This is a genomic window from Pseudomonas sp. MF6767, from assembly GCF_016405475.1.
GTDB lineage: Bacteria > Pseudomonadota > Gammaproteobacteria > Pseudomonadales > Pseudomonadaceae > Aquipseudomonas > Aquipseudomonas paracarnis.
On sequence record NZ_JAEKCY010000007.1, the window covers coordinates 78453 to 90845 of the forward strand.

Here is a 12393-nt window from a genome sequence, read left to right on the forward strand (position 1 = left end):
TTAGATCGCATTACGCAGGCTGAGGTTTTCCGGGTGCGGTTGCAAGTAGGCCTGCTGCGCGATGTAGCGGTCCGGATGTTGGCGAAAGTGGTGTTTGAGCAGGGTCAGCGGCACCACCAGTGGCACGATGCCGTGGCGGTATTGGCCGATGACGGTCTGCATTTCCTGTTTGTCATCGGCACTGATGGCTTGCTTGAGATAGCCACTGATGTGTTGCAGCACATTGGTATGGGTAGCGCGAGTCGCGCATTTTTTCAGGCCCGCCATCAGTTCGCTGAAATAGCCGTCGGCCAAAGCTTGCAGGTCAATGCCCTTGCCCATGCTGCCGAGCAAGTGGCCCAGGCTTTTGTAATGCGCCGGGCTGTGGGCCATCAGCAGGTACTTGTAGCGCGAGTGAAACGTCAGCAAGCGGTGACGGGTAAGGCCGTCGGCCAACAGTTGCTGCCAACTGGCGTACACGAATACGCGGGTGAGGAAGTTTTCCCGCAGCACCGGGTCGTTCAGGCGACCGTCTTCCTCCACCGGCAGGTTGGGGTGTCGAGCACAAAACGCCTGGGCGTAAATGCCGCGCCCGCCACCGTCGACGGGCGTGCCGTTGTCGCGGTACACCTTGACCCGCTCCAGGCCGCAGGACGGTGACTTTTGCATGAAGATGTAGCCGCACAGGTCGGTATGTTCCCGGGCCATTTGCTGGCCGTAATCATCCAGTGGCTGAGTGACATTGAGCGCAGGGTTTACGCTGCCCACGGCCTGCGGGTGGTTGGGGTCCCCGACCAGGCGGATCGCTTGCCGAGGAATGCCCAGGCCGATGGCAACTTCAGGGCACAACGGGACGAAATCGAAATAGTCACTGAGGGTCTGACTGCATAGCAGGGACTGTTTATGACCGCCATTGAAGCGCACGTTCTCACCCAGAAGGCAGGCGCTGATGGCGATCTTCGGTTTCACACGGCTGGACATAAGCAAACCTCTGCAAGAATCCTGTACAAGCTACAAAACTTGTACAACTAAATCTCATCATAGGCTCGATGTTGTACAAGTCAAATATTTTGTACAGGGTTGTGCCGCCGCTTTATTTCCAGCCGATTGTCCAGTCCTCAGCGTTTTTCAGGGTCTGCCAGGGCAGGCGTTCGGCGCGCCGAGTAAGGATGGCCTGCAGTTCGATGTCCAGCACCGTGCCCTCGTCGTCACGGAACAATTCGGTGACCAGGAAGTGTTTTTCCTTGTGGCGGGGATGAGCTGCCGTCCATTTTGACAGCAGCAGTTTGGCGGGGTTGATGCGGTTCATTGCAAGTGCTCGATCAAGCGTCGCGCCGCTTCCTGGCCACTCAACCAGGCACCTTCCACCCGGCCGGAGAGGCACCAGTCACCACAGACGAACAGGCCCAGGTCGGCGTCGGCCAGCACGCCGAATTCATGGCTGCTCGATGGGCGCGCGTAGAGCCAACGGTGCGCCAGGCTGAACGACGGCGCAGGCATGGCGCTGTGCAGCAATTCGGCAAAGGCGCCGTGCAGGTGTTCGATCACCGCTTCCTTGGGCAGGTCCAGGTGGGCCTTGCTCCAGGCGCTGGTGGCGTGCAGCACCCAGGTGTCGAGGGTGGTATCGCGCCCGGGCTTGCTGCGGTTGCGCGCCAGCCAGTCGAGGGGGCTGTCTTGCACGAAGCAGCCCTCCATCGGCGTATCCAGGGGCTTGTCGAACGCCAGGGCGATGGCCCAGGTCGGGTCCATTTTTACCCCGGCGGCGGCGCTCGCCAGCTTGGGCGCGGCGGCCAGCAGGGCGGTGGCTTGGGGCGCCGGCGTGGCAATGATCACGTGACTGAAAGGGCCGTGATTGCCGCCGTCCGCGTCGAGCAGGTTCCAGTGCTGCGTGCCCTGGAAGACTTCGGTGATGCGGCAACCGAACTCCACCGGCAAGTCGTCGAGCAGGGCGCGAGTGATGGCGCTCATGCGCGGCGTGCCCACCCAGCGGATCTGCTCATCGGGGGAGGGCGTCAATTGCCCGGACTTGAAGTTATACAGCTGGGGCTTCCACTGCTCGGCCCAGCCGTTGCTTTGCCAGCGCTGCACTTCGTTGACGAAGCGCCGGTCGCGAGCGGTGAAGTATTGCGCGCCCATATCCAGCGCGCCGGCGTCGCTGCGCTTGCTGGACATGCGGCCACCGCTGCCGCGGCTTTTATCGAAGAGTTGCACTGCATGCCCAGCGTCTTGTAACGCTCGGGCGGCGGAGAGACCGGCGATGCCGGTACCAATGATCGCGATGGGAACAGTCATGGGAGGCCTCGTTTTACCGTTGGGTACAGACTACGCCGACACCAATAGCTGTACAATATTGTTTTTTGGTATAAGTTTTGGCGTGCCTGATTGTGTGGCGTGACCTATGGTTAAGCTAAGGCTTGAACCCCCGTCACGCTCAATTATCAAATTGATCCCTGCTTATAAAATAGACCAGTGAGCGGCGGCGAACGTTACATGAGGAGAGTCCCATGCATATTTTGCTGACCGGCGGTACCGGCTTGATCGGCCGTCAACTCTGCAAGCACTGGCTCGCGCAAGGCCACCGCCTGACGGTGTGGAGCCGGCAACCGGAAACGGTCGCCCGGGTGTGCGGTGCGCAGGTGCTCGGAGTGGCTCGCCTACAAGAGGTGATTGGCACGGTGGACGCGGTGGTCAACCTGGCAGGCGCGCCTATCGCGGACCGGCCTTGGACCCACAAGCGCAAGGCATTGCTGTGGAACAGTCGCATTCACCTCACCGAAACCTTGCTGGCCTGGATGGAAAGCCTGGAGCAAAAACCGGCGGTGCTGATCTCCGGCTCTGCGGTGGGTTGGTACGGCGACGGCGGCGAGCGCGAACTGACCGAAGCCAGCGGCCCGGTGCTGGATGACTTCCCCAGCCAGTTGTGTATCGCCTGGGAGGAAACCGCCCAGCGTGCCGAAGCCTTGGGCATTCGCGTGGTGCTGGTGCGTACGGGGTTGGTGCTGTCTGCCGAGGGCGGCTTTTTGTCGCGCCTGCTGCTGCCGTTCAAACTGGCGCTGGGCGGGCCGATTGGCAATGGACGGCAGTGGATGCCCTGGGTGCATATCAAGGATCAAATCGCCCTGATTGATTTTCTTCTGCACAAGCAAGACGCCAACGGTCCTTATAATGCCTGCGCGCCGCACCCGGTGCGCAACCGCGAATTTGCCAAGACCCTGGGCCAGGTGCTGCACCGCCCGGCGTTCATGCCGATGCCGGCATTTGCGTTGAAGGTTGGCCTGGGTGAGTTGTCCGGCTTGTTGCTGGGCGGGCAAAAGGCTTTGCCTGAACGGCTGCAGGCCGCAGGTTTCACTTTCCAGTTCACTGAGTTGCGTGCGGCTCTGGACGACTTGTCCAGCCGCCTCTAAAGATAGGATGTTGCATGACCGATCACGCGTTGTTACTGGTCAACCTGGGTTCGCCAAAGTCCACTTCAGTGGCCGATGTGCGCAGCTACCTCAATCAGTTCCTGATGGACCCTTATGTGATCGACTTGCCGTGGCCGGTGCGGCGCTTGCTGGTATCGCTGATCCTGATCAAGCGCCCCGAGCAATCGGCCCATGCCTATGCGTCGATCTGGTGGGATGAGGGCTCGCCGTTGGTGGTGCTGAGCCGCCGCCTGCAGCAGCAGATGACCGCGCAGTGGACCCAGGGCCCGGTGGAACTGGCGATGCGTTATGGCGAGCCGTCCCTGGAAACGGTCCTGACACGCCTGGCCGCCCAGGGTATTCAAAAAATCACACTGGCGCCGTTGTACCCGCAGTTTGCCAACAGCACCGTCACCACGGTGATAGAGGAAGCCAAGCGAGTGGTGCGCGACAAGCAACTGAATGTGCAGTTTTCGATCCTGCAACCGTTCTACGATCAGCCTGAGTACCTCGATGCGCTGGCGGCGAGTGTGCGCTCTTATGTGGAGCAGGAATACGATCACTTGCTGCTCAGTTTCCATGGCTTGCCTGAGCGTCATCTGACCAAGCTCGACCCCACGGGCCAGCACTGCTTCAAGGATGCCGACTGCTGCAAGAACGCATCCCCTGAAGTGCTTGCCACCTGTTACCGCGCGCAGTGCTTCAGCGTGGCGCGGGATGTGGCCGAGCGGCTGGGTTTGCCGGAGGGCAAATGGTCGGTGGCGTTCCAGTCCCGCCTGGGCCGGGCCAAGTGGATCGAACCCTACACCGAGGCACGCCTTGAGGCATTGGCCCAGCAAGGGGTGAAGAAGCTGCTGGTGATGTGCCCGGCGTTCGTCGCCGACTGTATTGAGACGTTGGAGGAAATTGGCGATCGCGGTCGCGAGCAATTTCGTGAAGCGGGGGGCGAGGAGTTGGTGTTGGTGCCTTGCCTGAATGATGAGCCGCAGTGGGCGGCAGCGCTTAATACCCTGTGCGAACGAGCGCCGGTTGCCTTGTAATCGAGCCCTGCGGTGATCCAATTGTGGGAGCTGGCTTGCCTGCGATGGTGGCCTAACCGCGACGCTTCCCTACTTGACCCCCCCGCGGACCAATTGTGGGAGCGGGCTTGCTCGCGAAGGCGGCATGGCAGTCAACACAGTTGGATTGTGTACATATCCATTCCTGCGGTAACGGCTGCTTAGGGTTCCGCTTTTACAGCGGGTCACTTTGGAAAAGAGCCGGAATGCCGGCCCAGCCCAAAGTAACCAAAGGGCTCTTGCCCCACCACTCGGCACCTCGCCTAGGCTCGGTGTGCCCGAACACAGGCTTGAATCCGTGGGCCGCCGCCACGCGCCATCCATGGCGCGGGGCGGCTAACCCGGCGTCCTGCCGGGTTACCCACGAATTCAAGCCTGCGTTCGGCCAGCGTGGTTTAACGGGGCGCCTGAGATCAAGATCACAAGCAGATCAAGATCAAGAGCGGCTCGCTTCGCATCGTGATTACCTATGGTCATCGCAGGCAAGCCACACATTTTGACTGTATCTACAGATTAAGGGTCAGGCTAACTGTGAAGTTGCGCGGCTCACCCGGGTTGACCCAATAGTTGCTGTAGGACCGCTCGTAGTACTTTTCATTGAACAGGTTGTTGAGGTTCAGCCCCACCGTCACATTCTGCGTAGCCTTGTAATGTGCCAGCAAATCCACGGTGTGGTAGGCGGGCAGTTCGAAACCCGTGCCGGCTTCGCCTGAGCGGTCACCTACATAGGTGAACGCTGCGCCCAGGTCTGAGCCACGCAACGCGCCTTCCTGGAACTCATACACGCCCAACACACTGCCACTGCGCTTGGCCACGCCCAGAATGCGGCTGCCCGTAGGAATGGTTTTGTCGCCCTTGGTCACTTCAGCGTCGATGTAGGCCAAGGCGCCGATCACGCGGACTGCGTCGGTCACTTGCCCGGTTACTTGCAGGTCGAACCCCTGGCTGCGGGCCTTGCCCATGGCGCGGTTGAGGTTGGTCGCCGGGTCCAGGGTCAGCACGTTTTCCTTTTCGATATGAAAGGCCGCCAAGGTAGCGCTGAGGCGGTCATCAAACAGCTCGCTCTTGACCCCCACCTCATAACCCACGCCTTCTTCAGGCTTGAAGGACTTGCCAGCGGCATCCAGGCCACTATTGGGCTTGAACGACGTGGAGGCGTTGGCAAACACGCCGACTTCCGGCGTGAGCTGGTAGAGCAGGCCGGCGCGCTGAGTGAAGGCGTCGTGGGTTTGGCGGCCCTTGGCGTGGTTGCGGGTGAAGTCGTCGGTGCTTTGTTCGAAGTGTTCGAAGCGCGCACCGATCATGCCGCGCAGGCGGTCTGTGAAGATGATCTGGTCTTGCAGGTTCAGTGCGTGGCTTTTGGTCTGCTCGAAGAAGTCGGTACCGGAGCGTTTGCCGTTGGGTTTGGGCTGGCCGTACACCGGCTTGTAGATGTCGATGGGATAGTCGCCTGCGATCGCCGTCACGCGCTCTTTCTTGCGGTAATCCTCGTACTCGGTACCGATCAACAGTTCATGTTGCCAACTGCCGATATCGAACACCCCGCGTAGTTCCAGCTGGGTGATGCTGTCATGCCAACCGGTGGAGCGTTCACGGTAGCGGCGATTGACGCTGTGGCCGTCTGCGTTCAACGCTCGGCTTTCCGAAGCATCGCCCCACAGGCTGCCTTGCTTGTAATGGCTGGCCAGGCGCAGTTTCCAGGCGTCGTTGAGGTGGTGTTCCAACGCCGCCTGAATGCGGTTGTTGTGGTTGCGGATATTGCCGTCGTTGGGCTCGCCGAGGAAGGTGGAATGGGACATGCCGGTATTGGCGACGATGCCTCGGTCGAAGGTGGAGCTGTGGCGCACGAACTCACTTTCCACCAGCAGGGTGGTGTCCGGGTCCAGTTGCCAACTGAAGGAGGGCGCGACAAACACACGCTTGGCGTCCACGTGATCGCGAAAGCTGTGGTTGTCTTCAACGGCCAGGTTCACTCGCGTCAGCACGCGCCCCTCGCTGTCCAGCGGCGTATTCACATCCAGCGCCGTGCGGTAGCGGTCCCAACTGCCGGCGCTGGTTTGCAGCGTGGTGAAGGCCTCGGGCTGGGGTTTCTTGGTGACGATATTTACCGTGCCGCCGGGATCGCCACGCCCATACAGGCTGGCGGCGGGGCCCTTGAGCACTTCAATGCGCTCGATATTCGCCGCGTCCGGGGTACTGGGGTAACCACGGTTGGCGCTGAAACCATCCTGGTAGAACTCGGACGTGGTGAAGCCGCGCACGCTGTATTCGTAGAGGGTCAGGCCGCCGAAGTTGTTTTGCTTGGATACGCCGCCAGCGAATTCCAGGGCGCGCTCCACGCTGGTACTGCCCAGGTCTTTGAGTACCGTGGCAGGAATCACGCTGATCGATTGCGGGATGTCGCGCAAGGCCGTGTCGGTCTTGGTCGCACTGGCAGAGCGGGTGGCGCGGTAGCCGTCGACCGGGCCGGTGGCGGATTCATAGGCGTCGGAAGTGACGCTGATGGTGTCCAGTTCCAGGGTGTTTTCTTCGGCGTAGGCAGGGTCGAGCAGCAAACCCAGGGCCAGGCCGGCCAAGGGCATAAACTTTCGAGACGGCATGATTGAGCGTTCCAATAGCGATATTGAAACAATATAACATGCCTAATGAGAATGAATCGCTAAGAAATGTAGCCTTACCAGCGCCCGCGAACGGGCGCTAGGATCGCGACGGTTATTGCTCTTCTTTCAATGGTGCGGTCGCCGGTGGTGGGCGCAGGCCGATTTCCGCCGACAGTTTGATCTCCTTGCCGTTGCGCATCACCAGGATCGCCACCTTGTCGGTCGGCTTGATCCGCGCCACCTGGTTCATCGACTTGCGGCCATCACCCGCCGGGGCGCCGTCGATGCTGAGGATCACATCGCCCAGTTGCAGGCCGGCTTTCTGCGCCGGGCCGTCGCGGAAGATCCCCGCTACCACGATGCCTGGACGCCCGGTCAGGCCAAATGACTCGGCCAGTTCCTTGGTCAAGGGCTGTACCTCAATGCCCAGCCAGCCGCGAATCACTTGGCCGTGCTCGATGATCGACTTCATCACTTCCATCGCCAGCTTCACTGGGATGGCAAAACCAATGCCCTGTGAACCGCCAGACTTGGAAAAAATCGCGGTGTTGATGCCAGTCAGGTTGCCATTGGCGTCCACCAGCGCACCGCCCGAGTTGCCGGGGTTGATCGCGGCGTCGGTCTGGATGAAATCTTCGTAGCTGTTAAGGCCCAACTGGTTACGCCCGGTGGCGCTGATGATGCCCATGGTCACCGTTTGCCCCACCCCGAAAGGGTTGCCGATGGCCAGCGCTACATCGCCCACGCGCAAACCGTCGGAGCGGCCGAGGGTGATGGCCGGCAGGTTCTTCAGATCAATTTTGAGTACCGCAAGATCAGTTTCCGGGTCGCTGCCCACCACGCGGGCCAGGGTTTCGCGGCCGTCACGCAGGGCCACCACGATCTGGTCGGCGCCCGTGGTCACGTGGTTGTTGGTGAGGATGTAGCCCTCGGGGCTCATGATCACGCCGGAGCCGAGGCTGGATTCCATGCGGCGCTGCTTGGGGCCGTTGTCACCGAAGTAGCGGCGAAATTGCGGGTCTTCAAACAACGGATGCGCGGGCTTGTTGATGACCTTGGTGGTGTACAGGTTGACCACCGCCGGAGCGGCGATGACCACGGCATCGGCATAGGTCACCGGCCCTTGCACCACTGTGTTGGTCTGCGGCGCCTGTTGCAGGTTCACATCCAGTGTGGGCAGGCCCACCCACTGGGGATAACGCTGGATAATCAGCATCGCGATCAGCACGCCAGCCAACAATGGCCATCCAAAAAAACGCAGTGCCTTGAGCATCAAGTAAGTCCTGACAGGTTGCAGGGGGCGGGAGAGCGCCCATAATGTCGCGCATTATACGAGGCTGTGACGCCTGCGAACGGGATATTTAGGAGTCTTTTATGGCCGTGCCCCTTACTACCCTCGTCGAGGAAGCCGACCGCTACCTCGGCAGCGCCAAAATTGCCGATTACTGCCCCAATGGCCTGCAGGTCGAGGGCCGGCCCCAAGTGATGCGCATCGTCAGCGGCGTGACCGCCAGCCAAGCCCTGCTGGACGCCGCCATCGAAGCCAAGGCCGACCTGGTGCTGGTGCACCACGGTTACTTCTGGAAGGGCGAAAACCCGTGCATCACCGGCATGAAGCAACGCCGTCTCAAAACCCTGCTCAAGCATGACATCAGCCTGCTGGCCTACCACTTGCCCCTGGACCTGCACGCCGATGTCGGCAACAACGTGCAACTGGCTCGCCACCTGGACATCACCGTCGAAGGCCCGCTGGACCCGGGCAACCCAAAAATCGTCGGGCTGGTCGGCTCCCTGGCCGAGCCCTTGTCACCTCGTGACTTCGCCCGTCGCGTGCAGGACGTGATGGGCCGCGAACCGCTGCTGATCGAAGGCAGCGAGATGATTCGCCGCGTCGGCTGGTGTACCGGTGGCGGCCAGGGCTACATCGACCAGGCGATTGCCGCGGGTGTCGATTTGTACCTGAGCGGTGAAGCGTCTGAACAGACCTTCCACAGCGCCCGGGAAAACGACATCAGCTTCATCGCCGCCGGCCATCACGCCACCGAACGCTACGGCGTGCAGGCCTTGGGCGACTACCTGGCGCGGCGCTTTGCCCTGGAGCATCTGTTCATAGACTGCCCCAATCCGATCTAAAGCACAGCATTGAACACTGTGGGAGCTGGCTTGCCTGCGATGGCATCACCTCGGTCAGCCTGAATGAGCGGGGCGCCTGTATCGCAGGCAAGCCAGCTCCCCCATTGACCGAGTTGAGCGCCAAACTCGGCGGCATATTCATATATCGTTTCGGTCTAGCTGGCGCCCTAAATAGAAGAAGTTGCTGTGCTAGCATGCCTCGCTCGAACACGGCCCGCTGGCCGTCCATAAGATCGTTTTTCCGTGAGTAACCATGGTCGACAAACTGACGCATCTGAAACAGCTGGAGGCGGAAAGCATCCACATCATCCGCGAGGTCGCCGCCGAGTTCGATAACCCGGTGATGCTCTACTCGATCGGTAAAGACTCCGCCGTGATGCTGCACCTGGCACGCAAGGCCTTCTTCCCGGGCAAACTGCCATTTCCGGTGATGCACGTCGACACTCGCTGGAAATTCCAGGAGATGTACAAGTTCCGCGACAAGATGGTCGAGGAGCTGGGCCTGGACCTGATTACCCACATCAACCCCGATGGCGTGGCGCAGAACATCAACCCGTTCACCCACGGCAGTGCCAAGCACACCGATATCATGAAGACCGAGGGCCTCAAGCAGGCGCTGGACAAGCATGGTTTCGACGCAGCATTCGGCGGCGCCCGTCGCGATGAAGAGAAATCCCGTGCCAAAGAGCGCGTGTACTCGTTCCGCGACAGCAAGCACCGTTGGGACCCGAAGAACCAACGCCCGGAGCTGTGGAACGTCTACAACGGCAACGTCAACAAGGGCGAGTCGATCCGCGTGTTCCCGCTGTCCAACTGGACCGAGCTGGACATCTGGCAGTACATCTACCTGGAAGGCATCCCGATCGTGCCGCTGTACTTCGCCGCCGAGCGCGACGTGATCGAGAAGAACGGCACGTTGATCATGATCGACGACGATCGCATCCTCGAGCACCTGTCCGAGGAAGACAAAGCCCGCATCGTCAAAAAGAAAGTACGTTTCCGCACCCTTGGCTGCTACCCGTTGACGGGCGCGGTGGAGTCCGAAGCCGAGACGCTGACGGACATCATTCAGGAAATGCTCCTGACGCGAACTTCCGAGCGCCAGGGCCGTGTCATCGACCACGATGGTGCAGGCTCGATGGAAGATAAAAAACGTCAAGGCTATTTCTAAGGGGCTGTCATGTCGCATCAATCTGATTTGATCAGCGAGGACATCCTCGCCTACCTGGGCCAGCACGAGCGCAAAGAAATGTTGCGCTTCCTGACCTGCGGCAACGTCGACGACGGCAAGAGCACCCTGATCGGGCGCCTGCTGCACGACTCCAAGATGATCTACGAGGATCACCTGGAAGCCATTACCCGCGACTCGAAAAAGTCCGGCACCACCGGTGACGATATCGATCTGGCGTTGCTGGTCGATGGCCTGCAGGCCGAGCGTGAGCAGGGCATCACTATTGATGTTGCCTATCGCTATTTCTCCACCGCCAAGCGCAAATTCATCATCGCCGACACCCCCGGCCATGAGCAGTACACCCGCAACATGGCCACTGGTGCGTCCACCTGTGACCTGGCGATCATCCTGATCGACGCCCGCTACGGCGTGCAGACCCAGACCCGTCGCCACAGCTATATCGCCTCGTTGCTGGGTATCAAACACATCGTTGTGGCCATCAACAAGATGGACATCAACGGCTTTGACCAAAGCGTATTCGAGTCGATCAAAGCCGATTACCTGAAGTTCGCCGAAGGTATCGCATTCAAGCCAAGCACCCTGGCCTTTGTGCCGATGTCGGCGCTCAAGGGCGACAACGTGGTGAACAAGAGCGAGCGTTCGCCCTGGTACACCGGGCAGTCGCTGATGGAGATCTTAGAGACTGTCGAGATCGCCAATGATCGCAACTACACCGACCTGCGTTTCCCGGTGCAGTACGTCAACCGCCCGAACCTGAACTTCCGTGGGTTTGCCGGCACCCTGGCGAGTGGCATCGTGCACAAGGGCGACGAAGTGGTGGTATTGCCGTCGGGCAAGAGCAGCCGCGTCAAATCCATCGTCACCTTTGAAGGTGAGCTGGAACACGCAGGCCCAGGCCAGGCCGTGACCTTGACCATGGAAGACGAGATCGACATCTCCCGTGGCGACCTGTTGGTGCATGCTGACAACGTGCCGCAAGTGACCGACGCCTTCGACGCCATGCTGGTGTGGATGGGCGAAGAACCGATGCTGCCGGGCAAGAAATACGACATCAAGCGCGCCACCAGCTACGTGCCGGGTTCCATCACCAGCATCGTGCACCGCGTGGACGTAAACACCCTGGCCGAAGGCCCGGCGAGTTCGCTGCAGCTCAACGAGATTGGCCGGGTCAAGGTCAGCCTGGACGCCGCCATCGCCCTGGACGGTTACGACAGCAACCGCACCACTGGCGCGTTCATCGTGATCGACCGCTTGACCAACGGCACGGTGGCCGCGGGCATGATCATCGCGCCACCGGTGGGTCATGGCGGCGCTGCGCAGCACGGCAGCCTGGCGCATGTGGCCACCGAAGAGCGCGCCCTGCGTTTCGGCCAGCAGCCGGCCACGGTGTTGTTCAGCGGCTTGTCGGGCGCTGGCAAGAGCACTCTGGCCTATGCGGTCGAGCGCAAGCTGTTCGACATGGGCCGGGCGGTGTTCGTGCTGGACGGCCAGAACCTGCGTCACGATCTGAACAAAGGGTTGCCGCAAGACCGTGCCGGGCGTACCGAGAACTGGCGTCGTGCGGCTCATGTGGCGCGTCAGTTCAACGAAGCCGGCCTGCTGACCCTGGCGGCTTTCGTTGCGCCGGATGCCGAAGGCCGTGAACAGGCCAAGGCGCTGATTGGTGCGGACCGACTGCTGACCGTCTACGTGCAGGCATCGCCGTTGGTGTGCGCCGAGCGTGACCCGCAAGGTTTGTACGCGGCCGGTGGGGATAACATCCCTGGCGAATCCTTCCCCTATGACGTGCCGTTGAATGCCGACCTTGTGATCGACACCCAGGCGTTGTCGCTGGAAGACAGCGTCAAGCAAGTGCTGGAGCTGTTGCGTCAGCGCGGCGCGATCTAAGCTTTATAACCGCACAAAAAAGCCCGCCACCGAGTGATCGGTGGCGGGCTTTTTACATATTCTCAAATGTGAACTCGGTCAATGTGGGAGCTGGCTTGCCTGCGATGGCGGACTGTCAGTTTATTTATCCTTAGCTGATC

10 protein-coding genes are annotated in these 12393 nt (G+C 60.8%); 5 read left to right on the forward strand and 5 right to left on the reverse strand.

Annotated elements, in window-relative coordinates:
* The 3 genes from JFT58_RS13600 to JFT58_RS13610 form a co-directional block, all read right to left on the reverse strand.
* The gene (locus JFT58_RS13600) at positions 1-960 is read right to left on the reverse strand and encodes a YbgA family protein (RefSeq protein ID WP_054896872.1); all 960 of its coding nucleotides are present in this window, start codon (positions 958-960) and stop codon (positions 1-3) included.
* Positions 961-1072: 112 nt separating this feature from the next.
* Entirely contained in the window at positions 1073-1288 is a 216-nt protein-coding gene (locus JFT58_RS13605) for a TIGR02450 family Trp-rich protein (RefSeq protein WP_054896873.1), read from the reverse strand.
* Positions 1285-2271, reverse strand: a complete 987-nt coding sequence (locus JFT58_RS13610) for an NAD(P)/FAD-dependent oxidoreductase (RefSeq protein WP_014716849.1) — start codon at positions 2269-2271, stop codon at positions 1285-1287. The genes JFT58_RS13605 and JFT58_RS13610 overlap by 4 nt, the downstream gene beginning before the upstream one ends.
* Positions 2272-2483: 212 nt before the next feature.
* On the opposite strand from JFT58_RS13610, the gene JFT58_RS13615 reads away from it, so the two are divergent.
* Entirely contained in the window at positions 2484-3383 is a 900-nt protein-coding gene (locus JFT58_RS13615; protein WP_054896874.1) for a TIGR01777 family oxidoreductase, read from the forward strand.
* 14 nt (positions 3384-3397) lie between these two features.
* Positions 3398-4423: a ferrochelatase gene (gene hemH / locus JFT58_RS13620; RefSeq protein WP_054896875.1), complete on the forward strand. Its 1026-nt coding sequence runs from the start codon at positions 3398-3400 to the stop codon at positions 4421-4423.
* 524 nt (positions 4424-4947) lie between these two features.
* Here hemH and JFT58_RS13625 read toward each other — a convergent pair.
* On the reverse strand, positions 4948-7041 hold the full coding sequence (locus JFT58_RS13625; RefSeq protein ID WP_054896876.1) for a TonB-dependent siderophore receptor: 2094 nt from the start codon (positions 7039-7041) through the stop codon (positions 4948-4950).
* A 112-nt stretch (positions 7042-7153) separates the two neighbouring features.
* Positions 7154-8314 carry a Do family serine endopeptidase AlgW gene (gene algW, locus JFT58_RS13630; protein ID WP_054896877.1) on the reverse strand — a complete coding sequence of 387 codons (1161 nt, stop codon included), beginning with the start codon at positions 8312-8314 and terminating at the stop codon, positions 7154-7156.
* Positions 8315-8415: 101 nt separating this feature from the next.
* Here algW and JFT58_RS13635 point away from each other — a divergent pair, with 101 nt between their 5' ends.
* From JFT58_RS13635 to cysN, 3 genes are all read left to right on the forward strand, one after another.
* Positions 8416-9174: a Nif3-like dinuclear metal center hexameric protein gene (locus tag JFT58_RS13635; RefSeq protein WP_054896878.1), complete on the forward strand. Its 759-nt coding sequence runs from the start codon at positions 8416-8418 to the stop codon at positions 9172-9174.
* 253 nt (positions 9175-9427) lie between these two features.
* Positions 9428-10345 carry a sulfate adenylyltransferase subunit CysD gene (cysD, locus tag JFT58_RS13640; RefSeq protein WP_054896879.1) on the forward strand — a complete coding sequence of 306 codons (918 nt, stop codon included), beginning with the start codon at positions 9428-9430 and terminating at the stop codon, positions 10343-10345.
* Between the two features lie 9 nt (positions 10346-10354).
* Positions 10355-12253 (forward strand): sulfate adenylyltransferase subunit CysN, encoded by a 1899-nt coding sequence (gene cysN, locus JFT58_RS13645; protein WP_054896880.1) that lies wholly within the window; start codon positions 10355-10357, stop codon positions 12251-12253.
* The last annotated feature ends 140 nt before the right edge of the window (positions 12254-12393 follow it).

What these genes read in the sequence shown, in the direction of transcription:
- algW (WP_054896877.1), bottom strand. Translation starts at nt 8,314, where the DNA reads ATGCTCAAGGCACTGCGTTTTTTTGGATGGCCATTGTTGGCTGGCGTG.
- JFT58_RS13610 (WP_014716849.1), bottom strand. Translation starts at nt 2,271, where the DNA reads ATGACTGTTCCCATCGCGATCATTGGTACCGGCATCGCCGGTCTCTCC.
- JFT58_RS13635 (WP_054896878.1), top strand. Translation starts at nt 8,416, where the DNA reads ATGGCCGTGCCCCTTACTACCCTCGTCGAGGAAGCCGACCGCTACCTC.
- JFT58_RS13625 (WP_054896876.1), bottom strand. Translation starts at nt 7,041, where the DNA reads ATGCCGTCTCGAAAGTTTATGCCCTTGGCCGGCCTGGCCCTGGGTTTG.
- JFT58_RS13615 (WP_054896874.1), top strand. Translation starts at nt 2,484, where the DNA reads ATGCATATTTTGCTGACCGGCGGTACCGGCTTGATCGGCCGTCAACTC.
- cysN (WP_054896880.1), top strand. Translation starts at nt 10,355, where the DNA reads ATGTCGCATCAATCTGATTTGATCAGCGAGGACATCCTCGCCTACCTG.
- hemH (WP_054896875.1), top strand. Translation starts at nt 3,398, where the DNA reads ATGACCGATCACGCGTTGTTACTGGTCAACCTGGGTTCGCCAAAGTCC.
- JFT58_RS13605 (WP_054896873.1), bottom strand. Translation starts at nt 1,288, where the DNA reads ATGAACCGCATCAACCCCGCCAAACTGCTGCTGTCAAAATGGACGGCA.
- JFT58_RS13600 (WP_054896872.1), bottom strand. Translation starts at nt 960, where the DNA reads ATGTCCAGCCGTGTGAAACCGAAGATCGCCATCAGCGCCTGCCTTCTG.
- cysD (WP_054896879.1), top strand. Translation starts at nt 9,428, where the DNA reads ATGGTCGACAAACTGACGCATCTGAAACAGCTGGAGGCGGAAAGCATC.